The organism is Lysinibacillus sp. BF-4, from assembly GCF_000743635.1.
Lineage (GTDB): Bacteria > Bacillota > Bacilli > Bacillales_A > Planococcaceae > Metalysinibacillus > Metalysinibacillus saudimassiliensis.
In genome coordinates this window covers 1-25020 of the sequence record NZ_JPUW01000012.1, presented here as the reverse complement: position 1 = coordinate 25020, position 25020 = coordinate 1, and the positions used below count along the sequence as shown (strand labels likewise).

The following is a 25020-nucleotide window of genomic DNA, read 5'->3' as shown; positions in this document are numbered from 1 at the left end:
CCTAGTTGTTGTTTCATTAATTTTAGACACAGTGTTATACTGTTCAATACATTTAACGCAAAGCGGAGGGAATCGATTTGAAGGAAATTTTATTAATTTTAGTCTTACAACTTGTTTACGTACCGCTGCTTACATTGCGTACCATTTTCTTAGTGAAAAATATTACATCACTCGCAGCCGTTATTGGCATTGCTGAAATGTTTATTTATGTCTTTGGCTTGTCACTTGTTTTTAGTGGTGATCAAAGCACAATGGCGATGGTCGTGTATGCTGTCGGTTTTGGGTTAGGAATGTTTTTAGGTACACGCATTGAGCAAAAGCTTGCCATAGGTTATGTGTACGTTACCATCAATACACAATCACGCAATGCGGATATGATTACCATCTTACGTGATCGTGGTTTTGCGGTTACTATTTTTGTTGGTGAGGGACGTGACAGCGCACGTTATAAATACGAAATTTTAGCCAAGCGTAATCGCGAAAAAGAATTATTTGAAATTGTAGAGGAGCTTGAACCTCGCGCGTTTATTATTTCTTATGAGCCTAAATCCTTTAAGGGCGGCTTTTTACTTGAACGCATGAAAAAAAAGCCACAGAATCACTAACATTAATCGCATTACACTAATTTTTCTATGCTAAAATAGAACATACTATATGGAAGTTAAGCAGGTGAACGAGTTTGAACAAAGCGGCCGTTAAAAAAACGCTTATTACTACGTTAGCTATCATTGTTATTGGGGTAGCAGCGTACTTTATTATCCCCGTATCTGTACCATTTATTTTAGCTGGCTGTACCGCATTTTTATTAGAACCAATCATCACTTTTGTTAAACGCAAATGGAATTGGTCAAGACAGCTTGCTGTTGGTGTTATTTACACAATTAGTATCGCATTTATTTCGTTTTTATGTTATTTGACTGTTACACAATTAATTGCACAAGTGATTAATATGTCTAAGCAAATGCCTATGTATATCGCAAAACTTACAGGGATTTGGGTTCAAATGCAGGGCAATATCGCAAAGTATACCGAAAATCTACCAGTTGAAGTGGCTGACTCCATTCAAAAGACAATGGTAGAGTTTACAAACAAGCTAGAGATGTCGATTGTTAATGTTTTTAATTACGAACGGATTACTGCCTTTTTAGGCGAAATGCCAAGCTTTTTAGTTAGCTTACTCGTTTATATGATTGCATTATTTTTATTTATGCTAGAGCTACCACGTTTAAAGGAAGCCTTCTTTGCACGTTTAAAGCCCTCAACTGAAGAAAAAACACGCATGATTATGAACCGCCTAAAAGACGCCGTATTTGGTTTTATGAAGGCACAGTTTTTAGTGAGCTTGTTAATTGGTGGTGTCGCATTTATTGCGCTACTACTTATCCATCCCAAATATGCTATTTCGATGGGACTGGTCATTTGGATTATTGATGTCATTCCGTTTCTTGGTTCAATTTTAGTGTTAGCACCATGGGCCATTTTTTACTTCTTAATTGGTAACACGGCACTAGGAGTAAAACTATTAATCTTAGCTGGGATTTTATTAATCATTCGTCGTACAGTGGAACCAAAAGTGATGGGCTCTCATATTGGGCTATCACCATTACCTACATTAATCGCAATGTTTGTAGGATTAAAATTGTTTGGCATTATTGGTTTACTACTTGGCCCTCTCCTAATTATTTTAATTATGGCATTAAAAGAAGCGGGTATTATTAAAATGCAATGGAAAATCTGAGTGAATGCTAACGCATTCGCTCTTTTTTTCGGCTTTATACTATAGTTACTTGTGCTAGCGTACATTTGCAGTTGCTTTACCATTATCTAACGACTCGTATAATCAAAAGAAAAGTTACTGATTTAGATTTTATTTAGGTAACTTTACTATGATTATTTAGTACGAGTAGGGGTATACTACTAAAAGCATAGTAGTTAGGGGATAATTAAATGAATTTACAAGAACAAAACTTAAACAAATTTATCGTACAAGCGCTGGATAAAAATATGGCGATTATTTTATTTGATAAAAATCGTACAGTACAATATGTTAGTGAGGCGTTTGCAAACGTTGTGGGTTACACACCTCGGCAAATGATTGGCATGCAGCATAGCGACCTTTGTTTCCCTAGTTTTTCACAAAGTCAATCGTATGAGCGCTTTTGGCGTAACCTATTATCAGGCCGTAAATATGAAGATAAAATTGAACGTCGTGATGCACGTGGTAATAGTCTCTGGCTTGAAGCAAATTATATGCCCATCTTCGACGAACGTAAGCGCGTATGTAATGTGTTAAAAATTGCATTTGATATTACCAAGCGCAATACAACAATCATGTCAGTAACGGATAACCTTAGCCATATGGCAGAGGATTTAAATAATTTATCAAGCAATGGCATCGAAAGTAGCAGTATCCTCGCAACAGGTATTGAACAAGTAGCCGCTATTTCAACCAATAATGCGCGTATTATTTCCTCCTTAGAAAAACGTACAAAAGATATACAGCAAGTTGTGCAAACCATTCGAGAAATTGCTGCACAAACTAATTTACTAGCGCTCAATGCAGCGATTGAAGCAGCGCGCGCTGGTGAGCATGGACGAGGCTTTAATGTTGTAGCAGACGAGGTACGTAAGCTATCCGTCAGCGTCGAAAAATCCATAATTGAAGTACGCTCAAGTGTTGATGCAATTACTAATGAAATCCAAGAAATGGCGACAGGTGTGCATGACATCCATAGCACAGTAGCAACAAATTTATCGCAAATTCAGACAACCTTAAATGATTTCGAAGTTATTACTGAAGCAGCACATTCGTTAGACAAAGAAGCAAAAAGCTTCACTTCTATTATTTAATTTAAGTGAGTAGTCATTGGCTACTCATTTTTTTGCTTTACATAGTTGTTGATATCATTTATCATTGGGATTATCGAAAGTTGGTCTTAGGAAACTTCGACTATTTTTTTACTTCAAAAGTTGCACGTAGGAAAATCAAATTTTTTTGCGCATTAAGTTGCGTTTAGGAAACTTTAAAGAGAAGGTGATGTTATGGGTCATGCCATAGAGGTGAATGACTTATATGTTTCATATTATGGAAAACAAGTATTAAAGAAAGTTAGCTTTACTATGGAGCAAGGACGGCTAATTGGTATTGTGGGCCCTAACGGCGCTGGTAAGTCTACATTGATGAAAGCCGTTTTAGGACTTATCCCTAAAGATCGAGGCAATGTGCTAATTGACGGGCAACCTATTAAAAATGTGCGTAATAAAATTGCCTACGTACCGCAACGTGCCACTATTGACTGGGACTTCCCCATCACGGTGCTTGATACCGTTTTACTTGGCACGTATCCAAGCCTTGGGCTATTTAAGCGACCTAAAAAAGAGCACCGTGAATGGGCTTACCATTGTTTAGAAAAAGTTGGGATGGAGCATTTCGCTAAAAACCAAATTGGTGAGCTATCTGGTGGTCAGCAGCAACGTGTCTTCTTAGCACGAGCACTCGCTCAAAAAGCAGATACTTTCTTTTTGGACGAACCTTTTGTTGGGATTGATGTGACAAGCGAAGCACTCATTATTAAAATCCTAAAAGAATTACGTGATGAAGGTAAAACAGCACTCGTTGTACACCATGATTTAACAAAGGTTAAGGATTACTTTGATGACTTAATTATTGTTAACGGCGAAATCATCGGTGCAGGCGCTGTCGAAAAAGTAATGGTGCCTGAAACAATGAAGAAAGCCTTCAAAGCACAATTTTCACTTTGGGATGCAATGGAGGTAGCACCGTCATGATGAGTTTTATTCAGGATATTCAACAATATGAGTTTTTACAAAAAGCATTATTTACTTCTGTTATTGTAGGTATTATTTGCGGTGTACTTGGTTCGTTTATTATTTTGCGTGGTATGTCACTTATGGGTGATGCTATTTCACACGCAGTACTACCTGGTGTCGCGCTATCCTATATGATGGGCATTAACTATTTTTACGGCGCTGTAACTTTTGGTTTAATGACAGCGTTTGGCATTGGTTTTATTACACAAAACAGTCGTGTTAAAAATGATACATCTATTGGTATTGTCTTTTCTGCATTTTTCGCAATTGGTATCATTTTAATTGGTAAAGCAAATACAAGTACCGATTTAACAAGTATTTTATTTGGTAATGTGCTATCTGTACGTGACTCAGATATGTGGATGACACTTGCAGTTGGTGTTGTTGTGTTAATTGCAGTTGGCTTATTTTATAAAGAGCTACTTGTGAGCACTTTTGATCCAACGCTTGCAGCAGCTTACGGGCTACCAAATAAATTAATTCATTACTTCCTAATGGTGCTGCTAACACTCGTTACTGTTGCATCACTACAAACAGTAGGTATTATTTTAGTTGTTGCTATGTTAATCACACCAGCTGCTACTGCCTACTTATTAACCAACCGACTATCTATCATGATTACCATTTCAGCTATTCTTGGCGCATTGTCAGCAGTTATCGGGCTATACATTAGCTTTGTTTACAACTGGCCATCAGGTGCAGCCATCGTACTCGTTACGACTTCATTCTTTATCGTAGCGTTTTTATTCTCACCAAAACACGGGATTGTTTGGCGCCAATTGCGTGCGCGTAAGCATAAAACAGCATTACAATAATTTAATCAAAAGGAGATTACACATGTTTAAGAAATTTTGGCAAGTTAGTTTATTAGCACTCGTAGCCGTATTTGCACTCGCTGCATGCGGAGATAAAAAAGAGGCTACAGATTCACCTAAGAGTGAAGAATCAAAAAGTGAAAAGCTTCAGCTTATCGCAACATTTTCTATTATTAATGATTTATTAAATGAAGTGGGCGGCGACTTAGTTGATGTACACAGCATGGTACCAATTGGTCAAGATCCTCATGAATACGAGCCACTACCTGAAGATATTAAAAAAGCTACAGACTCAGACGCAATGTTCTTTAATGGTTTAAACCTTGAAGGCGGCGAAAAAGGCTGGTTTACTAAGCTAACAAAGAACGTTAAAAAAGAAGATGATAAAGTTTTTGAAGTAATGAAAGGCGTAGAGCCAATGTACTTAGCTTCAGAAGATGGTCAAGAAGAAGAAATGAATCCTCACGCCTTCTTATCACCTGTTGTTGGTATTCAAATGGTGGAAAATGTACGCGATGCATTAGTACAAATTGACCCAGACAATAAAGAAACTTACGAAAAAAATGCAGATGCATTTTTAGCTGAGCTAACAGAGATTGATGATTTATACACATCGAAAATTGCCGACATCGACGAAAAAAATCGTATGCTTGTGACAAGTGAGCGTGCTTTCCAATACATGACGTCTCATTATGGACTTGATGAAGGTTATATTTGGGCAATTGATACAGAAGAAAATGGTACACCTGCACAAATTAAAGCACTTGTAGAATTAGTAAAAGAGAAGAAAGTCCCTGCGTTATTTGTAGAGTCTAACGTAGACAAGCGTCCAATGGAAACTGTTTCGAAGGAAACGGGTGTTGACATTGCTGCTGAAATTTATTCGGATGAATTAGGTCGCTCTGGTACAGACGGTGAAACGTATACAAAATTCCTACGTTCTAACATCGAAAAAATCCATGATGGTCTAGTAACAAAATAATAAAGTTAAAAGAGTGAGGGCTCGTTTCCTCGCTCTTTTTTTCGTTAACAGGTAGTATACATGTAAAGGAGTGAGTGGAATGTATCGACATACTGAAGATTTTTTAGTGGAGTGGCAAAATGCCGCAAAAGGTGCAACTAAAGCAATCGAAGCCATTACAAATGATACGCAAGACACAGCCATTGTAGAAGGACATAATACATTAGGTTGGCTAGCTTGGCATTTGGTTGAAGTAGGCACGATGTTTGGCAATGTGATTGGCTGTACACTTCCAACTGTTAAGGCTGACCGCGATATGGCGCACGCGATTGCGAGTTATACAACTATGCAGTCAACAATTGCTGATAAAGTAAAAACACTAATGAATGAAGATTTACTACAACCTGTGACATTGTTTGGCAATGACATGCCTCGTGGACAGGTATTACGTATTTTAGTTAATCATCAAACGCATCACGTGGGGCAAATGACGGTACTATTACGTCAAGCAGGTTTACGTGTGCCGCCTGTCATGGGCCCAACTAAAGAAATGCAATAAAAAAAGCTAACGGCGTGGTCAGTTCAATTACCACTTCGTTAGCTTTTTGCTTATAGTGTTTTTAGTAAAGCTGTAAGTTCGGTTAATGATGACACTTCATAAACAGGTTTAACAGTTGTTGGTGTTGCACCCTCACGGTTAATCCAAACGTTGTTCATGTTAAGTCGTGATGAGCCTAAAATATCGGTATTTAAATTATCACCAACCATAATCGCCTCGTCCGCTGTAATGTCAGCTACTTCAAGCACATGCTCAAAAATCGAAACATCCGGCTTACCTTTACCAAAATCGCCTGAGATAATAATGTGATCAAAGTATGGTACTAACTTTGGTGTAATTCGTAACTTTAAGTTTTGTAGGCTAGGTGCGCCGTTCGTTAACATAATTAACTTGTACTTGCCCTTTAGCTCATCTAACACTTTAAATGTATCTTCATATAACTGCGGTGAAGCAATGCGTGCCTCAACAAAGTACTCACCTAATTCAGCACCTAATGCCTCGTTATCAATACCGCAAGCCTTTAAGCCTTGTGTCCAAGCATCGCGTCGATATTGTGGCACAATGTCCTTCATTTTTTGGAAGGAAGGTGTCGGATCATCAAATGTGCCCCATAGTCCTTCAAATGGATTGATACCAATTAATACGGTGTAATCATATGTTTCATAGCCTTGGTAAAGCTCACGTGCAGCTTGACGTGTTGCTTGCTCTAGTTGTATAGGGTCAACCTCTACTTTAGTTGCTGCGTACGCACATGTTTTATCAAAAGCCGTTTGCACACTTTTTTTATCCCATAATAATGTATCATCTAAGTCAAAAATAACAGTTGTAATCAATGTCTCTATCTCCCTTACATGGTAGTTACTTTAGTTTACCATAGTTATTTACGTTTTTTATTGCGTAGTTTTTGCATTAGCGCATGTACCGTTGCTTGTGCATCTTCTGTTTGTTGTTGCTGCTGTTCAAAACAATAGCAGCCATTGTGCTCTGTAATCGTTACAATGTCCCCTACTTTAATAGCCTCAGGTACAAACGCTTGTTTAATAAGCAATTGCTCCTCTTCGTCAGGTCGCTGTAAAAATACAGCAAAGCCATCATCAATGCGGTCTAGTGTGTAATCAGTCGAGTTCACTTACAACAGCTCCCTTCGCATCCTTTAAAATAGCCGCATCACCATCATTTAACCAAATTTGTTTGCCTGTCCATTTGATATGATGCTTCCCTTCTTTAGCTCCGCTACCACTCGTTACTGTGATTTTTTTGCCAGGCTGTAGTGTTACATCAGGGAAGGTAAAGATTTGATTACCCTCAACAGAAATTAACTGCCAATTATAAAGTGATACTGCTTCATTACTACCATTTGTAATATCTACCTCTTCACCGATTAAATCCTTACGCGTGATACTTACGCCTGTTGGTTTTTCACCTTCTAAATGCTCAAATGGAACGCCCGTAATAGAGTAATGAACCCCATCCGTTGCTGTAATAATCGTGCCACTCTCCGCTGTACTGTAAATTTCGACGTCCTCTGCAATTAAGGCATCTACTACTTCTTTATGTGGGTGACCATATTTATTACCCTCGCCATAACTTAAAATGGCTACTTCTGGTTGGACAGCTTTAATAAACTCATGCGAGCTACTTGTATTTGAACCATGATGACCAGCCTTTAAGAATGTCGCTTGAACATCGCCATTTGCGAGCATTTCCTTTTCGAGTTTAATGCCTGCGTCTCCTGTTAATAAGTAAGATACCTCACCATAGCTAACACGTAATACGATAGAGGCATCATTATTATCTTTTGCCGCTTCGTTAGCATAAAGCACTTCTACTTTTACCTTTTTATCAAGCTGCCATGACTCACCAATGGTTGGCACCTCGTAATTGACATCATGCTCATCAATCAGCGTCAGCATATCAATAAAAGTTTGCGATGTGTGCTCCTTGCCTGAGTCAACAAATGTGCCGACTTCTAACTCTTGTAAAATAGGCACTAGCCCACCAATATGGTCAGCATCAGGGTGTGTAGCTACTACAAAATCAAGCTTAGTAATACCTAGTCCTTTAATATAGCTCGCTACATTACGCCCAGCTCCCTTTGTACCTGCATCCACTAGCATCGTTTTACCATTTGGTGCGATAACCAAAATACTATCGCCTTGCCCAACATCTAAAAACTGTACTTGTAAGGTAGCGTCTCCTTTAATTTCTGTAGTTTCCTTTTTTTCTTGCGGTACTTGTGTACAACCCGCAATTACTAAAACAAGGAGTGCAAGGATTAGCCCGATATATTTCTTCACACGCGCTCCTCCTCTAATTGTGTTAACAATGCTAACTTCTTCTCTGTATCCGCTTTGACAGTCATTGCGTATGCCGCAGGATCCTTAGCATTATGGAACTGGGTAATACGACCATTAGCGTCTACAAGCTTAGACGAAGCCCCGCAGCCAATGCCAATAATCGTTTGGACTTCTTCCATAATAACAATATTGTAAATGCTCTCCTCACCGAGCTTACTATAACCAACATTTTCGAGATTACCTAAAATATTTTTTTGGCGGTATAAATAATACGGCTCGTATTGGTTACGCTTAGTCCAGCGCTCTGCCATATGCATCATTTCTTCGACAGTAGCACGGTCAGCAACACGATACTTATCTTTGTTTTGTGTCATCTCTGACGCGCGTTTAAAAGATAGTGTGTGTACAGTTAGGGATTCTGGTTGCATTTTCTCAGACTCTAGAAGTGAATGCTCAAACTCTTCAATACCTTCATTTGGTAAACCAATAATTAAATCCATATTAATATTATTCATGCCTTCCTCACGTGCTAACCAAAATTTTTCAATGGTTTCTTCAACACTGTGATGGCGTCCAATAGCTTTTAAAGTTTCGTTAGTATAAGACTGTGGATTAACACTAATGCGGTCCATATCCCATTTACGTAATACCCCCAGCTTTTCAGGTGTGATTGTATCAGGTCTTCCTGCTTCTACCGTCACCTCACGAATGGCAGTTAAATGTGGGAAGTAATCATTAAATGTTTGGTAGAGTGCGTCCATTTCGTCTGCTTCAATCGAAGTTGGTGTACCACCACCCCAATATACAGATGTGATTTTTTTGTTATGCGCAGTTAACCAGTTACCAATCTCCTCTAGCTCATAATGTAGCGCATCTAAAAAGCCCATGACATGTCCCTTTTTACGATGGTGGCCAATCGCATAGGCCGGAAAAGTACAGTACGCACATTTGGTTGGGCAAAATGGAATGCCAATGTAAATACTTACTTCCTCTTGAATGCGGTCAAGGTCCTCAATAGTTGCGAGTTGTCGCGTAACAATCGTTTGCATAAGCTCAATTTTTTCGTCACTAATTCTAAAGTCTTCACGCAGTGTTGTTGCAATGTCCTCATCGCTCATACCTGATTTACGCATTTTATGATAGAGCTTTGTTGGACGAATGCCCGTTAAAATCCCCCATGCTTGCTTCATGCCTGTGTACTGCTCAAGCACATCTAGTAAAACATGTGACAGCGCGCGCTTGCGACGAATATTTGTTTCGCGCTCGCTCACGTTTTGTTCATATGTTTTACTATAGGCATGCGTATACGTTTTACCTTCTACAAGTAGCGTCGCTGTTGTTGAGAAGGTTAGCCCCTCCACTTTTTCCGTAAAGCTAACCTGCATATCAGGTTGAGCCGCTTCGACTTTAATTTTACTGTCCTCAAAAAATAAATTCGCTAAGTGATTAAATACGCGAATAAAGTCTTCCTTGTAACTTTTATCTAACTGAATAATTTTCATAAGTGTTTTACGCTTCCTTTACTTTATGTTCTCTCTCATTGTAACAAAAAAAGCTGCTAACTACGTCATGTAGTTAACAGCTTGTGTTTAGTCTTGTTCGGTTTGTTCTTCTACTGGCTCTGGTAATTTTTTAACCTCAACATATAAAATGTGATGTCCGTCTAATTCTTTAGCAGTGAAGGCATAGCCTTGCGCCTCAATTGTATCACCTTGTACAGCGTTGAAGTGGTTTGTCATAAACCAGCCACCAATTGTATCAATATCATCATCTTCAATTGAAATATTAAGTAAATCATTCACGTTTTCCACAATAACCTTGGCATCTAAAATATAGTGATCTGTACCAATCTTACGTACTTCTGCTACTTCATCTGCGTCAAACTCATCGCGAATGTCGCCCACAATCTCCTCAATAATATCTTCAATTGTAACTAAGCCTGATGTACCACCATACTCATCAATTAAAATCGCCATATGGATGCGCTCACGTTGGATTTTTAATAATAAATCACTGATTGGCATAGTTTCCATAACACGAATGATAGGTTGCATATACGCGGTAATTGGCTTATTGCCGTTGGCTGGATTTTTAATATAGGCCGTTAAAATATGTTTCATATTAACAAGTCCTATAATATTATCCTTATCCCCATCAATAATTGGGTAACGTGTATATTGCTCAACACCCATAACTTCAAATACTTGCTTGATGGTTAACTCTTTTTCGATACCTACGATTTCGGTACGTGGTACCATGATTTCTTTTGCTAGGCGATCAGAGAACTCAAAAATACTGTTCACGTATTTATACTCCGAAGTATTAATTTGACCGCCTTTTAAACTATCAGCTAAAATCATGCGCAGCTCCTCTTCAGTATGGGCTGCCTCTGACTCGTTAATTGCTTTAAAACCAAATAGGCCTGTTAATGCACGAGCAGAACCATTTAATAACTTAATAAATGGATACATGATGTTATGGAATAAAATTAGCGGACCAGCTAAATAAAGAGCGATTGTCTCAGCTTTTTGAATAGCAATTGTCTTTGGTGCTAACTCCCCGATAACGACGTGTGAAAACGTTACAATCGAGAATACGATAATAAATGACAGTATTGTAGTTAAGCGCGCATCTAAGTTTAAGAAATCAAAGAGTGGCGTTAGCATCACCTGAAATGTAGGTTCACCAATCCAACCTAAACCAAGCGCTGTCATTGTAATACCTAATTGACAAGCTGATAAATATTCATCCAAATTATTAACGAGCTTTTGCGCTTTAACCGCTTTTTTATTTCCTTCTAAAACGAGTTGATCAATACGTGTTTTACGAACCTTTACAATCGCAAACTCCGATGCAACAAAAAATGCCGTTAGGGCAATTAAGACAGCAAATACTGCCAAGCGTATGGTTATCACCAATATGTCTCCGTCCAAATAAATCCTTTGTTCCCACAGCGTGAAAACAAAGTGTACACCTCCTACAGTGAAAAAATGTTAGTTGCCTTCAATAATAAATTATTTAGGCGTAAAATACAAATTTAATCATATACGTGAAACAGCATTAACTCATGCACCATATCTTTTACTTTTTGCTCATCTTCGGGTGCATTTTGTAAAAAGCGTATCGTGCCATCTTTCGCATATTCTGCCTCGTAACGTTGTTGTTTATAAAAGAATGAAACGTACCAGCCAGGTAGCTGCGTGTTTTCAAACATTGGTTTAAAATTAAAATGTTGAATCATGCAAAATCTTCCTTTCTTTATCACGTGTTTCTACAGTATGACGTAACACGCGCATTATGCCAACAACAACGGCGCATTTGTTTTCTTTTCATTACCCCATTTTGCTATAATAACAACAGGATTTCTGTAGAAAGTGAGGCATATTATGAAAATTATTTTTACCTTAGCCTTTATGGCTTTCATTGGCGCTTTAATTGGTGGCATGACCAATCACCTAGCAATTAAAATGTTATTCCGTCCACATAACCCTATTTATTTTCGTGGAAAGCGCTTACCCTTTACACCCGGTCTTATCCCTAAACGACGCGATGAGTTAGCTAAACAACTTGGCGTAACGGTAACGAATTATTTATTAACACCCGATACCATCCGAAAAAAATTCTTTTCGCAAGATATTAAGGACAAGGTGCAGGATTTTGTAACTAAAAAATCAGACGAGTTATTGTTTGATGACCGCACCATTCAACACTGGCTAACAACAGCTGGCTTCCCGAATGTCGCTAGCGACATTGAACAAAAGGTCGACACCGTCATTGTACAGCAATTTGGTAGCCTACATCATACACTAGCAACTAAGCCCATCAATCAATTATTATCAGATGATATTAAAGCAACCATTGATGGCAAAATCCCTTTAGCTGTTGAGCACATTTTAAACAAAGGCCGCGATTATTTCGTCTCACCTGAGGGCGAAGCAACAATTAAACATATGATTGACGAGTTTTTAGGCTCTAAAGGCTCGCTTGGTAATATGGTGCAAATGTTTATGGGTGATTCTACTTCAATGGTATTTAAAGTACAAAAGGAAGTTGTTAAGTTACTACAGTCGGACTCATCTCACCAACTGCTAACTTCAATTTTCGAAAAAGAATGGCAGAGCTTGCAAGAGCGTCCAGCACTTGATTTTTTACAGGACGTACAGTTTGAGCCTATTGTCGAAAAAGTACAAAGCTATGCAAAGCAACAACTTGCTGTGCAAGCACGTTTGGATAAACCACTTAAATATTACTGGCAAGATGGCAATACTTACATGAATGATACGCTAATCCCTAAATTAGTAGCTAAAGGATTTGTAGCAGCTGAGGATAAATTAGAGGACGTGCTAAAACGATTAAATCTACAAGAGGTTGTACGTGAACAAGTAGATTCATTCCCTGTGGCAACTCTTGAAGATTTAGTGCTTGGTATTTCGAAACGTGAGTTTAAAATGATCACCGTGCTTGGTGCGCTACTTGGTGGTTTAATTGGTATTGTGCAAGGCTTAATTGTATACTTAATAGGATAAATTATAGAGAAGAGGCTACGTATGATTAATATTTATGATGATTTAAATCGCCTAGAGGCAACTTTCCGTAAAACGGACGAATTTAAAACACTTGAAGAAGCTGTTAAAATTGTACAAGAAGACGAGGAAGCACGCGCATTATTTACAAACTTCCGCGATGTACAAATGCAGTTAATGCAAAAGCAAGAGGCTGGCATGGAGCTTGCCGAAGACGAATACCAACACGCACAAAAAGTAGCGTCACTTGCACAGCAAAACCCAAAAATTTTAACAATGCTTGAAGCAGAAATGGCACTAAGCGGCTTATTACAAGAAATCAACCGTGTGCTAACGAAGCCAATCCAAGGCATGTACGATAATTTATAAGCAAAAAGCGTTCGTCGGCCGACGAACGCTTTTTCTTTAGCTTTCTGTTAAGCCATGCTTCACCGCATATAATGCTGCTTGCGTACGGTCTTGTACTTCTAGCTTGCTAAATATATTAGAAATATGTGTCTTAATGGTTTTTTCAGTAACAAATAGGGAGCTCGCAATCTCTTTATTACTTTTACCTTTTGTTAGCTCCGCGAGTACATCACGCTCACGCGGTGTTAAAGGGTTAGCAGTATGCGGTGCATTTGCTAACTCCTGTTGTTGCGCCTCTAAAGTAATTGTAGCATCAGGATGTAAGATATGTTCACCGCCCATAATTTGACGAATGGATTTGACTAATTCGTCGGGCTCAATATCTTTTAACTGATAGCCTGCCGCCCCTGCCTCTAGTGCAGGTATCACATGGTCACGGTCCGAAAAACTCGTTAACATTAATATCTCTGTCTTTGGCAATAACTCCTTCACTTTAGCTGTAGCTTCAATCCCATTAAGCTTTGGCATAACTAAATCCATTAAAATAATATCTGGCTCAAGCGCAGTTGCTAGTTGCACCGCTTCTTCACCATTTGAGGCCTCACCTACTACCTCAATATCCTTTTGCGTCTTTAAAAAAAATAATAAACCACGTCGTACAACATGGTGATCATCCGCAATTAATACGCGTATCATACGCTTACCTCCTTTAATAGGGCAGGCGCACTAAAATTTCTGTGCCTTGCCCAATTGCACTTACCCAATCGGCAGTACCGCTCATTTCTTTCGCACGATCACGAATGGACTGTAACCCCATCGATAATAATTGACTACTAGCATCAAACTCAAAGCCACGTCCCTCATCACGAATTACTAATAATACATCAGTTGATGTAACCGTTACATATAATGTAGCTGTTGTAACGCCTGCATGTTTACGTATATTATTTAACGCCTCTTGTGTAATTCTAAATAATGCTTCTTCAATACGTGAGGGAAATTGTAGCACACCTGCTACTGTCACATGTAATGTTAGGCCAAGCACTTCGGCATAAGCTTTAATTGCCTCAAGTAACCCTGTCTCTAAACCTTTAGGGCGCAACTGCCAAATTAAAGCGCGCATTTCTGTTAAGGCATCTTGAGTCAGTGTTTGGATTTCTTTAAAAGTTTCCTTTACGATGGGTTGCTCTGCCATCTCCACACCTGCACGCGCAGTTAACGTAACAGAAAACAATAACTGATTAACTGAGTCATGCAAATCACGCGCTAACCGATTACGCTCTTGTGCTAATGCCACCTCTTGTGCCTGTTTGGTTAAGCCAATACGTTTAATTGCTGATCCCATTTGAAAGGCTACTGACTCAAGTAAGGCTAGCTCCTCATCCGAAAAACGTACCGTATTTGGCGAAGCAACATTTAACAAACCAAAGCGCTCATCGCCCGACTGCAACGGCACAGTCGCATGGTGCGTAATATCATTATGTTGTCCCACTTCTGCCGCAATAGCATTGTCAATGCGCTGGCATGCAATGATATTAGAGGCCTTCTCTAGTTTTTGGTTGCGGTAGCGTGACACACACCAGCACTCACCGTGCTCTAAATAATAGCAACCTTTATAGGATAGTGTTTCAGGTAAATTAGCTTGCGTAACGAGCTTTGGCTTGCCTAACTCATCAATAAAAAATATCCAACCTGCTTCAAACGCTGTACCTGCTAAAAATTTATCGAGCGCCTTTTGCAACATCGGAAAAATTTCAGTACCTTCATTTAATAACTCTGCAATTTCCTTTAGCAATACAATATTAGATTGTTCTTCGTACATCTTATCTGCCTCCCTTTATCATAGCACTTGCTACTGTTATAATTTGTTCATACTTTTGGCGGAAAGCTGTGACCTTTTCATTTACAAGTAACTTACTAAGATTTATAATCAATAGCGAAATCATGGAGGTGTTTACCATCACAAAAAAATCAGAAAACCTACTCATTGCCATTTGGACAGTTTCACTTGTTGCAACGCTAGGCTCGTTATATTTTTCTGAAGTACGCAACTACATCCCTTGTGAGATGTGCTGGTATCAGCGTATTTTAATGTATCCTATTTTACTACTATCAACGATTGCCATTATTCAAAAAAACGCCAAAATCGCCTTAACATTATTAGTCTTTTCAGGTATTGGCGGCGCTATTGCGCTTTATCACTACGGCATTCAAAAGCTTAGCTTTTTAGCAGACACAGCACCTGCTTGTAAAACAGTATCTTGTACATCACAATACATCGATTGGTTTGGCTTTGTTACCATCCCATTTTTATCACTGGTAGCTTTCGTTATGATTATCATAGCGTCAATCGCCTTAATGCGTGAAGCAAAATGATTTATACTTTAACGCACGACACTACCATCGAAAATGTCCTACGCAATGAGCTTCACTTAGGTAAAAAATATGTACACGCCTTGCGTATGGCAAAAGCAGTTAGTGTTAATGATGAGCTTGTTAGCTGGACAGCCACATTACCCGCTTCAACTGAACTTGTAATCGCAGTACCTGTTGCTACAAGCAGCTATGTAACAAATGATACCCCCCTCACAATTGCCTTTGAGGATGAACATTTACTTGTTGTCAATAAACCACAAAATATGCCAACTCACCCCAATGAACCTGGGCAAAACAATACATGCATGAATGCGGTAATGAAATATACTGATGGTTATGCAGAACACGTCCATCGTTTGGACGAGGGTACAGGTGGTCTATTAGTTATTGCAAAGAACCCTATTGTAAAAGCAGCGCTTGATGCCGCACTTGCAGACAATAAGGTCACACGTAAATATACTGCTGTTGTCGAAGGTGTGCTTCGTAAAAAGCAAGGCGTTATTACAAAAGGTATTGGCAAGGACCGTCATCACGGCTCTCGTCGTATTATTAGTAATGCAGGGCAAAAGGCTACTACGCATTATAGCGTGCTAGCACAAACCGCTGCCACAACTACAGTAGAGCTAACGCTTGAAACAGGTCGTACTCATCAAATCCGTGTCCACATGGCATCCATTGGACACCCTATTGTAGGCGATACCTTATATGGTGCACAGCCACGTGGCAATACGTATGCACTGCAAGCTACTACAGTTGGCTTTACGCACCCAATTACTCACCAAAAATTAACGATAACAAAAAAATGAAATGGCGCTCTACGCCATTTCATTTTTATTTAAAGTGCTTCGCAAAATCCGGTAACTCTGGATTGACCCCAAAGCGTTTATTTTGATTTAGATTAGATAGTAAACGCATATCCTCATCACATAGTTCAAAATCAAAAATTGTGATATTAGATTTAATACGTGATGGTGTTACTGACTTAGGTATTACAATTACATTTTGTTGCACATGCCAACGTAAAATAATTTGTGCTGGTGTTTTACCATAACGCTTCGCTATTTCTGCTAGCACTTCATCATCTAGCACAACACCGCGACCAAGCGGTGACCAAGCTGTAATTGCAATATTACGCTCTGCACAGTAAGCACGTAACTCATTTTGTTGCAGGTAAGGATGCATTTCGATTTGGTTAACCATTGGCATTACATTTGCCTCGCGCTCTAAAGTAGCTAAATGCTTTTGATGGTGGTTAGATACACCTGGCACACGAATGAGCTTTTGTTCGTAGAGGCGTTCAATCGCACGGTATGTATCAACAAATTTATCTTCAATTGGCCAATGTGTTAAATATAAATCAAGGTAATCCATATTTAATTTTTTCAGTGACACTTCAAATGCACGTAGTGTACTATCATACCCTTGGTCATCATTCCACACTTTAGTTGTAATAAATAAATCCTCACGTGCTATGCCACTTGCGCGCACAGCCTCGCCTACTTGTTGCTCATTATTATAAAAAGACGCAGTATCAATCGCACGGTAACCGTCCTTTAATGCCTCATCAATTGCTTGTAATGTTTGTTTAGGGTCTGTCATTTTATAGACGCCTAAGCCTAGCTGTGGCATATTCACACCATTTGCTAATGTAATAAAGTCCATCCTCACCACTCCTTTATTTAGTAGTGTAAAGCATTATTGTTTTTTATGCTTAACATGATGCTCAGCATCCGTAAATTGCTCAGGATCTGCTTGCTTATGCTCTGCAGCTAATTCAGTTTCATCATGCATTTGTTCCATCTCTTTACCTAACTTTTTTACTTCTTCAAAGTCATTAGCCATTTCGCCATTTGGGTTCTTTTTCATACAAACACTCCTCTCTTTTTATCCTATTCCCCCTTCCGAACGATTTATGCCATAATTTCGTACAGAATATCATTTCATTTTGTTTTTAGTTGAGCTATACTTAACTATATATTGTTATTACATGAGGAGGGTTCTTCCATGAAGTTATTACTAATTATTGGAGTTTCTATTTCATTCCTAACTGCTATCTTCACGGCAGGTTACGAAGGTAAAGGCTACTCAGCTGATAAATAATAGCGTAAAAAGAAGCGTCGAGCATTCGACGCTTCTTTTTTTATATTTTGGGGTATAGTAAAAGCAAACAAAGGAGGAACAATTTATGAAATTCCATGAAAAACCCGCACACTATATTAAACATATAACACTACATGTTAAAGACTTGCATGCTATGACAAATTTCTACGAAAAAACACTCGGTTTTAAAGCTATTTTACGTAATGACAACGAAGTAGAGCTAAGCGCAGACGGTGTACATCCACTCGTAACATTGCAGCAACTAGCTAGCGCTACTGAACGAGAACACCGAACAGCTGGCCTCTACCATATTGCTTTTTTACTACCACACCGCTCAGATTTAGCTCATATTTTACAGCATTTTGATCGCATTGGTATGCGTCTTGGTGCATCGGACCACGATGTCAGTGAAGCGCTGTATTTAAATGATATTGAGGGCAATGGTATTGAGATTTATACTGACCGCGACCCTAAAGTCTGGGAGTGGTTAGATGATGGTATGGTTAAAATGAGTACGTATCGTTTAAACGTAGCTGATGTCTTAACAGAAGCTACAGATGGTTGGCAAGGCATGCCTGAAGGTACTATTTTAGGTCATATTCACCTTTCCGTAACGAGTCTTCCTGCTATGCGCGATTTTTATACTCAAGGCTTAGGCTATAACATTACAGCAGCTTACGGTGATCAAGCACTGTTCCTCTCTACGGACGATTACCACCACCATATCGGTATGAATATTTGGGAGTCACTTGGTGCGCCAGCTAAAAAGGCCAGTGAAACTGGGCTCGCTCACTTTACGATTGATGTAGCTAATAAAGCTGAGGCGGATAAAATTATGCATAATTTACGCCCCTTTAATGCCGAAATTACACCACTTACAAATGGCTTTTCGACAATTGACCCCTCTGGTAATGAAGTACGTATCCTCTATTAAAAAAAGCGCCGAGCTCGGCGCTTTTTATTTTAACCCTTCAAATCCGCGTTGACGCAACGCTTCATAAATTATAATAGCTGCACTGTTTGATAAATTTAATGAGCGCACATTATCGCTCTGCGGAATGCGCAAACACATATCTTTACGCGCCTCTGCAAAATCCTTGGGCAGCCCTGTTGTTTCGCGTCCAAACATAAAATAAATATCACGCTCTCCACTAAAATCATACGCAGAGTATGGCTTATCACTATACGTCTCAATTAAATAAACTTCTCCTTGTGCCGCATAAGCTAAAAAATCTTCCAGTGAATCGTGATAATGTACATCGACACTACTCCAATAATCTAATCCTGCACGCTTTAACATTTTATCATCCGTCGAAAAACCTAGCGGACGAATTAAATGTAGCGCGGTATTTGTACCAGCACATGTACGGGCAATATTCCCTGTATTAGCAGGGATCTCAGGTTGATATAATACAATATTTAATGACATACTTACTCTCCTAATATACGGGCAATTTCTCGTAGCACCGCTTCATCTGTCTCTCGTTCTCTTGCCTGCTCTAGCATTACTGTATCTTCAGTAATTTCACTAATAGCATAAGCTGCTGTAGCTCTTATATCTGGTCGTGGATCTTCAAACAATACTTGTTGCAATGCAGGCAACGCACTTTGTTCTTTAAAGTGGGCCAGTGCAAGCATAGCATTACGTTGAATCGGCTTTTTGCCTCGCCACGAGCCTGACATATCACCATACTGTTCTTTAAATTCGCGATTTGAAATCGTGAGTAATGGCTCTAACAAGGGCTTCACAAGCGCTGGCTCTGGTTTAAACTCTTCATGCCACATATTGGTCTTCCCCTTATTTTTAGGGCAAACCGTTTGACAAGTATCACAACCATACACACGATTACCAATATGCTTACGAAACTCAAGTGGCATCTCTTGCTTAGTTTGTGTTAAATACGCAATACAACGCTGCGCATCTAGTTGTCCTGGTGCTACTAGAGCTGTCGTCGGGCATACGTCTAAACAAAGCCTACAATCCAAGCAGGCATCTTCTATGGGCTCATCTGCTATAAAAGGTATATTTGTTAGCATTTCGCCTAAGTACACGTAGGAGCCAAACTCAGGCGTAATAATAGAACAGTTCTTACCACTCCAACCAATACCTGCCCGCTCTGCAACTGCTCGGTCTACAAGCGCCCCTGTATCCACCATCGAGCTCAGCTCGGCTTCAGGCACACGCTCACGTAGCCATGCCTCAAGTTTTGCTAAGCGCTCACGCAATACCGTATGGTAATCCGTACCCCAAGATGCCCGGCAAAAAATCCCGCGTCGCTCACCCTTCTTACCCGCAATATGCTCTGTCATACGCGAGGGGTAAGCTACAGCTATCGCAATGATGCTCTGTGCTGTAGGTAAGAGCTTAAGCGGCTCTGTTCTAAGTGCTATGTCACTCTCCTCAAACCCTGAAGCATAGCCTAATTTTTGTTGCGTATATAAACGGTCCTTGAGCTTTACAAAAGGCTCTGCCGTAGTAAAACCAATTTTATCAATACCAATTTCTTTCGCATACGCGATAAGCTCTCGTTGTAGCTGATGCACACGCATAACGCTTCTAGCCTCCTATATGTTATACTACATTTATTATTGCAAGGGGGTGCCCATGTGTTAGTAGGTACAATAAAATACACAGGCGTTACTATTTCAGATGCGCCTCAAATGATTAAAGGACGTGTTCGATTATATCAAGAAAACTTGCTTCTTGAAATGGATTTAACCCCATTATCTGAACGCGCTGGTGTTAAGTTATGGCAACATATCACACCTGAGCCTCATTTCATTCACCTATTCAAACAAATCCACCGTGGCGAGTTTTTACCAACACGCAACGGCGCACATGATGTTAATGATTTCTTTATGCTACAGTATGAATCACCCGTACAACTTTTTGATACAACTAAACTTACGCATTACACAATACAAGACGTACTTTATACAACTAACCTAGCGCCCATTGATGCACAAACAACAGCTATCACACAGGTATTTCTATTAAAAGATTTACCTAAAGAACGCGCACTGCAGTTACTAGCATCTGCAGCCAAAATGTTTTGCCAAATCAATGGTGGCGACTATACGATTGACGTAAAGGAGCATACCCAATGAACTTAGCTGAAGCAGTTAAACTAAAAAGTATTTTAAAATCAAAGTTTTCGGAGTATACAAGTGAGCTTCATCGCTCAGCCTTCGTTACAACTGAAAAAGATCAAGCACCTGTAACAAGTAATCGCTCAATGGAGGCTATTCATGCTGACCTCGAACGTGTACGTAAAGATATCCGTACACTTGACCGTTTAGTGTATGAGGCTAACATTGCTAACACTGTTACCTTTGAAGATGAAGAGCTAGCTTTAGTGGAGGCAATTGAACTGGCTTCACAACTTCGCGAGAGCGCTTCAACCTACCGTATGTTTGGTGAAAATGAAAAAGAAGAAGCACAACACGGTTATGGTGATACAGTGCTATATCGTATTGCACAGTTTGACCCTGCCACTTACCGAGAGAAAGCCGAAGTACTTGAAAAAAAAGCACATCGCCTATCCAATGCAATCAATGCGAAAAATTATAGCATTCAATTAACTTTTGATGATTCGATGTACTTCTAACGCCTAGCACGGTGAGACTCCAAGCTAGGTGCGCTTACGGCTATTACCTTATATGCAACCAATGACTCGTTACCTTTTACGTCGTTACCTTTGACCAATAACCAACCAAAATCAATGGAACCTCGTAGTTTATGTCACTAGCAAAATTCTATAGCCGTAGCAATAATAAAACCACTGTTCCCCAAGGGAGCGGTGGTTTTATCCATACATATGAAAGGAGTACCCTATGCGATTTCATCCTAGTTTATTATTAGTACTTGCCACATTACTTTGGGGTGGTAACTTTGTTATTGGACGTGCAGTTAGCGATCAAATTGCACCATTTAGTTTAGCTTTTCTTCGTTGGTGTACAGCTTTTATTATTTTCGCTCCTATTGCCTATCCACATGTTAAACGTGAGTGGCGTACACTTTGGCATCATAAATGGATTGTACTCTTAATGGCTTTTACAGGTGTCGCAGCCTTTAATACCTTAGTGTATATCGGGCTTCATTATACAACCTCAATTAATGCGTCATTAATGAATTCTTCCACGCCTATTATGATTTACTTGTTATCCTTTTTATTATTGCGTGAGCGCCTTGCCATCAATCAAATTATTGGTACACTTATCTCATTAGCTGGTGTCACCTTTATTATAGCTAAAGGCAATATCAGTTCACTTGCTTCACTTAATTTTAACAAGGGCGATATGATTGTACTTATCGCTGTAATGTGCTGGAGTCTCTACTCATTACTTGTTAAAAAGTATGCTACTAAGCTTCATGGTCAGGCAAACTTTTTAGTTACTATTGCTCTTGGTATTATTATGTTACTGCCATTTTTTATTTATGAACAATTCACAATGCCCCATGCCATTACATGGAGTGTTAGCACAGTAAGCGCTATAGGCTATGTTGGTATCTTTGCTTCTATCATTGCCTTTCTTAGCTGGAATAGCGGCGTCATACAAATCGGAGCCAACCGCGCTGGTATCTTTTTAAATTTCATACCTGTTTTTGCTACACTATTTGCAGTGCTATTTTTGAATGAGCAACTAGCAGGCTTTCAACTACTTGGGGGCATTGCTGTAATCACTGGTGTATTATTATGTAACTATCAAAAAAATCGCTACGCACTTAAATAAGTACGTAGCGATTTTTTATTTTGTTCCACCATAAATAATTGTGATATTATCATGTGTTGTTAACTGACTAGCAGGAAAATCCTCTGATAGCTTGCCTGTTTTTAGTTGCTCCATTGCCTCTAACTTACGCTCACCAAATGCTAGCAATACAATTTCTTTCGCATTCATAATGGATTGAATCCCCATTGTTACAGCATGCGTTGGCATTTCAGCGCCTTCTTCAAAGTAAATCGCATTTTCAGTACGCGTTGACTCTGTAAGCTCGACAACATGTGTTAAAGAATCAAATGATGTACCTGGTTCATTAAAACCAATGTGACCATTTACACCAATACCTAATAGCTGTAAATCAATGCCACCTGCTGCTGCAATACGCTTATCATAATTTTCGCATTCTGCTTCAAGGTCCGTAGCAACACCATTTGGTAAATGTACATTATCCTCATTAATATCAACATGATTAAATAATGTTTCATGCATGTATGTCCAATAGCTCGCTGGACTGTTTTTTGCTAAACCAACGTATTCATCTAAATTAAATGTAGTAATATCTTTAAACGAAATATCTCCAGCCTTAACTTCTTCTACAAGCACTTCATATAATCCTACTGGTGTACCACCTGTTGCTAAACCTAGCACACTTTTAGGATTAGCTTTCATTTGTTTGCTAAATAACTCTGCTGCAATACGACTCATTTCTTCGTATGTAGTAACCTCTATCCATTTCACCATAATAGTTAAGTATCCTTCCTGTTTACAACGCGTTTATCTTAAATAAGAACGTTTATAAGTAAGTATTAGTTGCACAATTTAATATATTCATTTTACATTCTTAGACAGCATAACGCTATCTTTTTCCTTCTCATACAAAAAAAGATTCTAGCCGCTAAGCTAGAACCTTTTATGATACCGATGGCCGGGATCGAACCGGCACTCCAAAGGAATGCGATTTTGAGTCGCACGCGTCTGCCAATTCCGCCACATCGGCCTAATTTAAAGTAAAAAAAAACCGGAATTTCCGATTAGAATAATGGAGGCGGCAACCGGATTTGAACCGGTGGTAGAGGTGTTGCAGACCTGTGCCTTACCACTTGGCTATGCCGCCTTATTATGGAGCGGAAGACGAGGTTCGAACTCGCGACCCCCACCTTGGCAAGGTGGTGTTCTACCACTGAACTACTTCCGCTAAATACTGGGGAACCAGGATTCGAACCTGGGCATGACGGAATCAAAATCCGTTGCCTTACCGCTTGGCTATACCCCAAAAATAAATGGGGCGACTGATGGGAATCGAACCCACGAATGCCTGAACCACAATCAGGTGCGTTAACCACTTCGCCACAACCGCCATAATTATATTAGATGAAATAAAAAAAATTGGCAGGGGCAGTAGGAATCGAACCCACACCAAAGGTTTTGGAGACCTCTATTCTACCGTTGAACTATGCCCCTATAAAAAACTGGTGGAGAGGGGCGGATTCGAACCGCCGAACCCTAAGGAGCGGATTTACAGTCCGCCGCGTTTAGCCACTTCGCTACCTCTCCAGGTTAATAAGCTAAAAATAATGGTGCCGGCGAAAGGAGTCGAACCCTCGACCTACTGATTACAAGTCAGTTGCTCTACCAACTGAGCTACACCGGCAAATATAAAAGAAATATGGGTCAGGACGGAATCGAACCGCCGACACTTAGAGCTTCAATCTAATGCTCTACCAACTGAGCTACTGACCCATAATTAAAATGGCGGTCCCGACCGGGATCGAACCGGCGATCTCCTGCGTGACAGGCAGGCATGTTAACCGCTACACCACGGGACCTATTTGGTTGCGGGGGCCGGATTTGAACCAACGACCTTCGGGTTATGAGCCCGACGAGCTACCACTGCTCCACCCCGCGTTAATACTACTATAAATAATTATGGTGGAGAATGACGGGCTCGAACCGCCGACCCTCTGCTTGTAAGGCAGATGCTCTCCCAGCTGAGCTAATTCTCCTGGGTATAAATGAAATGGTGACCCCTACGGGATTCGAACCCGTGTTACCGCCGTGAAAGGGCGGTGTCTTAACCGCTTGACCAAGGGGCCATACTAAATTAGATTATCTGGCGGAGAGCAAGGGATTTGAACCCTTGAGACAACTTGCGTCGTCTACATGATTTCCAATCATGCTCCTTAGGCCACTCGGACAGCTCTCCAAGAATGGCTCCGAAGGTAGGACTCGAACCTACGACCGATCGGTTAACAGCCGATTGCTCTACCACTGAGCTACTTCGGAATAATATGAGTACTGCCTAGCGATGTTCTACTCTCGCAGGGGCTAACCCCAACTACCATCGACGCTAAAGAGCTTAACTGCCGTGTTCGGTATGGGAACGGGTGTGACCTCTTTGCCATTATCACTAGACTCACACAGATTACTGTGTTAGTACTCTATTTAACTAATTTGCTGCTTAATCTATATTGAAAGAAGTATTCTT

The 25020-nt window shown here is 39.8% G+C and carries 27 protein-coding genes, 15 tRNA genes, 1 rRNA gene and 2 pseudogenes; 16 read left to right on the top strand and 29 right to left on the bottom strand.

Annotation, left to right across the window (positions count from 1 at the left end; translation table 11 throughout):
* The first annotated feature begins 77 nt into the window (after positions 1–77).
* The 8 genes and pseudogenes from CH76_RS06050 (at position 78) to CH76_RS06020 (ending at position 6166) form a co-directional block, all read left to right on the top strand.
* Positions 78–605 carry a DUF2179 domain-containing protein gene (locus tag CH76_RS06050; RefSeq protein ID WP_036144216.1) on the top strand — a complete coding sequence of 176 codons (528 nt, stop codon included), beginning with the start codon at positions 78–80 and terminating at the stop codon, positions 603–605.
* Positions 606–679: 74 nt separating this feature from the next.
* The gene (gene ytvI, locus CH76_RS06045; RefSeq protein ID WP_036144214.1) at positions 680–1738 is read left to right on the top strand and encodes a sporulation integral membrane protein YtvI; all 1059 of its coding nucleotides are present in this window, start codon (positions 680–682) and stop codon (positions 1736–1738) included.
* Positions 1739–1947: 209 nt separating this feature from the next.
* Positions 1948–2313 (top strand): annotated as a pseudogene (locus CH76_RS14280) (PAS domain S-box protein); the annotation flags it as partial.
* 204 nt (positions 2314–2517) lie between these two features.
* Positions 2518–2850 (top strand): annotated as a pseudogene (locus CH76_RS14275) (methyl-accepting chemotaxis protein); the annotation flags it as partial.
* A gap of 192 nt (positions 2851–3042) precedes the next feature.
* A complete protein-coding gene (locus CH76_RS06035; protein ID WP_036144210.1) occupies positions 3043–3789 on the top strand; it encodes a metal ABC transporter ATP-binding protein in 747 nt (248 codons plus the stop codon).
* Positions 3789–4646: a metal ABC transporter permease gene (locus CH76_RS06030; protein WP_036144280.1), complete on the top strand. Its 858-nt coding sequence runs from the start codon at positions 3789–3791 to the stop codon at positions 4644–4646. The genes CH76_RS06035 and CH76_RS06030 overlap by 1 nt, the downstream gene beginning before the upstream one ends.
* 22 nt (positions 4647–4668) lie before the next feature.
* Positions 4669–5628, top strand: a complete 960-nt coding sequence (locus CH76_RS06025; RefSeq protein WP_036144208.1) for a metal ABC transporter solute-binding protein, Zn/Mn family — start codon at positions 4669–4671, stop codon at positions 5626–5628.
* Positions 5629–5707: 79 nt separating this feature from the next.
* Entirely contained in the window at positions 5708–6166 is a 459-nt protein-coding gene (locus CH76_RS06020; protein WP_036144205.1) for a DinB family protein, read from the top strand.
* A gap of 50 nt (positions 6167–6216) precedes the next feature.
* Here the strand turns inward: CH76_RS06020 and CH76_RS06015 are convergent, their stop codons facing one another.
* The 6 genes from CH76_RS06015 to CH76_RS05990 form a co-directional block, all read right to left on the bottom strand.
* Complete coding sequence (locus CH76_RS06015) at positions 6217–6999, bottom strand: HAD family hydrolase (protein WP_036144203.1); 783 nt, start codon at positions 6997–6999, stop codon at positions 6217–6219.
* 44 nt (positions 7000–7043) lie between these two features.
* Entirely contained in the window at positions 7044–7295 is a 252-nt protein-coding gene (locus CH76_RS06010) for a DUF3006 domain-containing protein (protein WP_036144201.1), read from the bottom strand.
* A complete protein-coding gene (locus CH76_RS06005; RefSeq protein WP_036144199.1) occupies positions 7282–8463 on the bottom strand; it encodes an MBL fold metallo-hydrolase in 1182 nt (393 codons plus the stop codon). The genes CH76_RS06010 and CH76_RS06005 overlap by 14 nt, the downstream gene beginning before the upstream one ends.
* The gene (locus CH76_RS06000) at positions 8460–9965 is read right to left on the bottom strand and encodes a coproporphyrinogen III oxidase (RefSeq protein ID WP_036144197.1); all 1506 of its coding nucleotides are present in this window, start codon (positions 9963–9965) and stop codon (positions 8460–8462) included. Before CH76_RS06000 ends, CH76_RS06005 begins: the two co-directional genes overlap by 4 nt.
* Before the next feature lie 87 nt (positions 9966–10052).
* Complete coding sequence (locus tag CH76_RS05995) at positions 10053–11381, bottom strand: hemolysin family protein (protein WP_235190365.1); 1329 nt, start codon at positions 11379–11381, stop codon at positions 10053–10055.
* Between the two features lie 119 nt (positions 11382–11500).
* The gene (locus tag CH76_RS05990; RefSeq protein ID WP_036144192.1) at positions 11501–11704 is read right to left on the bottom strand and encodes a YheE family protein; all 204 of its coding nucleotides are present in this window, start codon (positions 11702–11704) and stop codon (positions 11501–11503) included.
* 145 nt (positions 11705–11849) lie between these two features.
* Between CH76_RS05990 and CH76_RS05985 the strand changes: the two genes are divergently transcribed.
* Together CH76_RS05985 and CH76_RS05980 are read left to right on the top strand one after the other, a co-directional pair.
* Positions 11850–12989, top strand: coding sequence for a DUF445 domain-containing protein (locus CH76_RS05985; RefSeq protein ID WP_051910256.1), 1140 nt, complete (start codon positions 11850–11852; stop codon positions 12987–12989).
* A gap of 21 nt (positions 12990–13010) precedes the next feature.
* Positions 13011–13355, top strand: coding sequence for a YlbF family regulator (locus tag CH76_RS05980; protein WP_036144190.1), 345 nt, complete (start codon positions 13011–13013; stop codon positions 13353–13355).
* A 36-nt stretch (positions 13356–13391) separates the two neighbouring features.
* On the opposite strand, the gene CH76_RS05975 is transcribed toward CH76_RS05980, so the two are convergent.
* Both CH76_RS05975 and CH76_RS05970 read right to left on the bottom strand, forming a co-directional pair.
* Positions 13392–14030 (bottom strand): response regulator transcription factor, encoded by a 639-nt coding sequence (locus tag CH76_RS05975; RefSeq protein ID WP_036144188.1) that lies wholly within the window; start codon positions 14028–14030, stop codon positions 13392–13394.
* A gap of 13 nt (positions 14031–14043) precedes the next feature.
* Complete coding sequence (locus CH76_RS05970; RefSeq protein WP_036144186.1) at positions 14044–15156, bottom strand: GAF domain-containing sensor histidine kinase; 1113 nt, start codon at positions 15154–15156, stop codon at positions 14044–14046.
* Positions 15157–15293: 137 nt separating this feature from the next.
* Between CH76_RS05970 and CH76_RS05965 the strand changes: the two genes are divergently transcribed.
* Together CH76_RS05965 and CH76_RS05960 are read left to right on the top strand one after the other, a co-directional pair.
* The gene (locus CH76_RS05965; protein ID WP_036144275.1) at positions 15294–15710 is read left to right on the top strand and encodes a disulfide oxidoreductase; all 417 of its coding nucleotides are present in this window, start codon (positions 15294–15296) and stop codon (positions 15708–15710) included.
* Complete coding sequence (locus CH76_RS05960; protein ID WP_036144183.1) at positions 15707–16516, top strand: RluA family pseudouridine synthase; 810 nt, start codon at positions 15707–15709, stop codon at positions 16514–16516. Before CH76_RS05965 ends, CH76_RS05960 begins: the two co-directional genes overlap by 4 nt.
* 25 nt (positions 16517–16541) lie before the next feature.
* Here the strand turns inward: CH76_RS05960 and CH76_RS05955 are convergent, their stop codons facing one another.
* Positions 16542–17372, bottom strand: coding sequence for an aldo/keto reductase (locus tag CH76_RS05955; protein ID WP_036144181.1), 831 nt, complete (start codon positions 17370–17372; stop codon positions 16542–16544).
* Between the two features lie 33 nt (positions 17373–17405).
* Positions 17406–17576, bottom strand: a complete 171-nt coding sequence (locus CH76_RS13815; RefSeq protein WP_152553293.1) for a hypothetical protein — start codon at positions 17574–17576, stop codon at positions 17406–17408.
* Between the two features lie 319 nt (positions 17577–17895).
* Between CH76_RS13815 and CH76_RS05950 the strand changes: the two genes are divergently transcribed.
* The gene (locus CH76_RS05950) at positions 17896–18744 is read left to right on the top strand and encodes a VOC family protein (RefSeq protein ID WP_036144179.1); all 849 of its coding nucleotides are present in this window, start codon (positions 17896–17898) and stop codon (positions 18742–18744) included.
* Positions 18745–18768: 24 nt separating this feature from the next.
* On the opposite strand, the gene trmL is transcribed toward CH76_RS05950, so the two are convergent.
* Both trmL and queG read right to left on the bottom strand, forming a co-directional pair.
* Positions 18769–19239 carry a tRNA (uridine(34)/cytosine(34)/5-carboxymethylaminomethyluridine(34)-2'-O)-methyltransferase TrmL gene (gene trmL, locus CH76_RS05945; RefSeq protein ID WP_036144176.1) on the bottom strand — a complete coding sequence of 157 codons (471 nt, stop codon included), beginning with the start codon at positions 19237–19239 and terminating at the stop codon, positions 18769–18771.
* 2 nt (positions 19240–19241) lie between these two features.
* Positions 19242–20360 (bottom strand): tRNA epoxyqueuosine(34) reductase QueG, encoded by a 1119-nt coding sequence (gene queG, locus CH76_RS05940; protein ID WP_036144174.1) that lies wholly within the window; start codon positions 20358–20360, stop codon positions 19242–19244.
* Positions 20361–20417: 57 nt separating this feature from the next.
* Between queG and CH76_RS05935 the strand changes: the two genes are divergently transcribed.
* The 3 genes from CH76_RS05935 to CH76_RS05925 all read left to right on the top strand — a co-directional run bounded on the left by CH76_RS05935 (position 20418) and on the right by CH76_RS05925 (position 22544).
* Entirely contained in the window at positions 20418–20918 is a 501-nt protein-coding gene (locus CH76_RS05935; protein ID WP_036144172.1) for a hypothetical protein, read from the top strand.
* Complete coding sequence (locus CH76_RS05930) at positions 20915–21418, top strand: hypothetical protein (protein WP_036144170.1); 504 nt, start codon at positions 20915–20917, stop codon at positions 21416–21418. The genes CH76_RS05935 and CH76_RS05930 overlap by 4 nt, the downstream gene beginning before the upstream one ends.
* A gap of 226 nt (positions 21419–21644) precedes the next feature.
* Positions 21645–22544, top strand: coding sequence for a DMT family transporter (locus CH76_RS05925; protein ID WP_036144167.1), 900 nt, complete (start codon positions 21645–21647; stop codon positions 22542–22544).
* A gap of 15 nt (positions 22545–22559) precedes the next feature.
* Here CH76_RS05925 and nagB read toward each other — a convergent pair whose 3' ends face one another.
* The 17 genes from nagB to rrf form a co-directional block, all read right to left on the bottom strand.
* Positions 22560–23273 carry a glucosamine-6-phosphate deaminase gene (nagB, locus tag CH76_RS05920; protein ID WP_081892639.1) on the bottom strand — a complete coding sequence of 238 codons (714 nt, stop codon included), beginning with the start codon at positions 23271–23273 and terminating at the stop codon, positions 22560–22562.
* 178 nt (positions 23274–23451) lie between these two features.
* Positions 23452–23532, bottom strand: a tRNA-Leu gene (locus CH76_RS05915).
* A gap of 43 nt (positions 23533–23575) precedes the next feature.
* Positions 23576–23649, bottom strand: a tRNA-Cys gene (locus CH76_RS05910).
* 6 nt (positions 23650–23655) lie between these two features.
* A tRNA-Gly gene (locus tag CH76_RS05905) sits at positions 23656–23730 on the bottom strand.
* 6 nt (positions 23731–23736) lie between these two features.
* Positions 23737–23808: transfer RNA gene (locus CH76_RS05900), tRNA-Gln, on the bottom strand.
* An 8-nt stretch (positions 23809–23816) separates the two neighbouring features.
* A tRNA-His gene (locus CH76_RS05895) sits at positions 23817–23892 on the bottom strand.
* Between the two features lie 30 nt (positions 23893–23922).
* Positions 23923–23996, bottom strand: a tRNA-Trp gene (locus tag CH76_RS05890).
* Positions 23997–24005: 9 nt separating this feature from the next.
* Positions 24006–24089, bottom strand: a tRNA-Tyr gene (locus CH76_RS05885).
* A 21-nt stretch (positions 24090–24110) separates the two neighbouring features.
* Positions 24111–24186 (bottom strand) — tRNA-Thr (locus CH76_RS05880).
* A gap of 16 nt (positions 24187–24202) precedes the next feature.
* Positions 24203–24275 (bottom strand) — tRNA-Phe (locus CH76_RS05875).
* A 10-nt stretch (positions 24276–24285) separates the two neighbouring features.
* A tRNA-Asp gene (locus tag CH76_RS05870) sits at positions 24286–24361 on the bottom strand.
* Positions 24362–24365: 4 nt separating this feature from the next.
* Positions 24366–24440: transfer RNA gene (locus CH76_RS05865), tRNA-Met, on the bottom strand.
* Positions 24441–24462: 22 nt separating this feature from the next.
* A tRNA-Val gene (locus tag CH76_RS05860) sits at positions 24463–24538 on the bottom strand.
* A gap of 15 nt (positions 24539–24553) precedes the next feature.
* Positions 24554–24628 (bottom strand) — tRNA-Glu (locus CH76_RS05855).
* Between the two features lie 18 nt (positions 24629–24646).
* Positions 24647–24738 (bottom strand) — tRNA-Ser (locus tag CH76_RS05850).
* Positions 24739–24743: 5 nt separating this feature from the next.
* A tRNA-Asn gene (locus tag CH76_RS05845) sits at positions 24744–24818 on the bottom strand.
* 14 nt (positions 24819–24832) lie between these two features.
* Positions 24833–24947: ribosomal RNA gene (gene rrf, locus CH76_RS05840) — 5S ribosomal RNA — on the bottom strand.
* Positions 24948–25020: the final 73 nt, after the last annotated feature.

Bases quoted from the DNA above. Each gene is read 5' to 3' on its own strand.
- CH76_RS06035 (WP_036144210.1), top strand. From the start codon at position 3,043: ATGGGTCATGCCATAGAGGTGAATGACTTATATGTTTCATATTATGGA.
- CH76_RS06030 (WP_036144280.1), top strand. From the start codon at position 3,789: ATGAGTTTTATTCAGGATATTCAACAATATGAGTTTTTACAAAAAGCA.
- CH76_RS06025 (WP_036144208.1), top strand. From the start codon at position 4,669: ATGTTTAAGAAATTTTGGCAAGTTAGTTTATTAGCACTCGTAGCCGTA.
- CH76_RS06020 (WP_036144205.1), top strand. From the start codon at position 5,708: ATGTATCGACATACTGAAGATTTTTTAGTGGAGTGGCAAAATGCCGCA.
- CH76_RS06000 (WP_036144197.1), bottom strand. From the start codon at position 9,965: ATGAAAATTATTCAGTTAGATAAAAGTTACAAGGAAGACTTTATTCGC.
- CH76_RS05990 (WP_036144192.1), bottom strand. From the start codon at position 11,704: ATGATTCAACATTTTAATTTTAAACCAATGTTTGAAAACACGCAGCTA.
- CH76_RS05985 (WP_051910256.1), top strand. From the start codon at position 11,850: ATGAAAATTATTTTTACCTTAGCCTTTATGGCTTTCATTGGCGCTTTA.
- CH76_RS05980 (WP_036144190.1), top strand. From the start codon at position 13,011: ATGATTAATATTTATGATGATTTAAATCGCCTAGAGGCAACTTTCCGT.
- CH76_RS05975 (WP_036144188.1), bottom strand. From the start codon at position 14,030: ATGATACGCGTATTAATTGCGGATGATCACCATGTTGTACGACGTGGT.
- CH76_RS05970 (WP_036144186.1), bottom strand. From the start codon at position 15,156: ATGTACGAAGAACAATCTAATATTGTATTGCTAAAGGAAATTGCAGAG.
- CH76_RS05960 (WP_036144183.1), top strand. From the start codon at position 15,707: ATGATTTATACTTTAACGCACGACACTACCATCGAAAATGTCCTACGC.
- CH76_RS05955 (WP_036144181.1), bottom strand. From the start codon at position 17,372: ATGGACTTTATTACATTAGCAAATGGTGTGAATATGCCACAGCTAGGC.
- CH76_RS13815 (WP_152553293.1), bottom strand. From the start codon at position 17,576: ATGAAAAAGAACCCAAATGGCGAAATGGCTAATGACTTTGAAGAAGTA.
- CH76_RS05950 (WP_036144179.1), top strand. From the start codon at position 17,896: ATGAAATTCCATGAAAAACCCGCACACTATATTAAACATATAACACTA.
- trmL (WP_036144176.1), bottom strand. From the start codon at position 19,239: ATGTCATTAAATATTGTATTATATCAACCTGAGATCCCTGCTAATACA.
- queG (WP_036144174.1), bottom strand. From the start codon at position 20,360: ATGCGTGTGCATCAGCTACAACGAGAGCTTATCGCGTATGCGAAAGAA.
- CH76_RS05930 (WP_036144170.1), top strand. From the start codon at position 20,915: ATGAACTTAGCTGAAGCAGTTAAACTAAAAAGTATTTTAAAATCAAAG.
- CH76_RS05925 (WP_036144167.1), top strand. From the start codon at position 21,645: ATGCGATTTCATCCTAGTTTATTATTAGTACTTGCCACATTACTTTGG.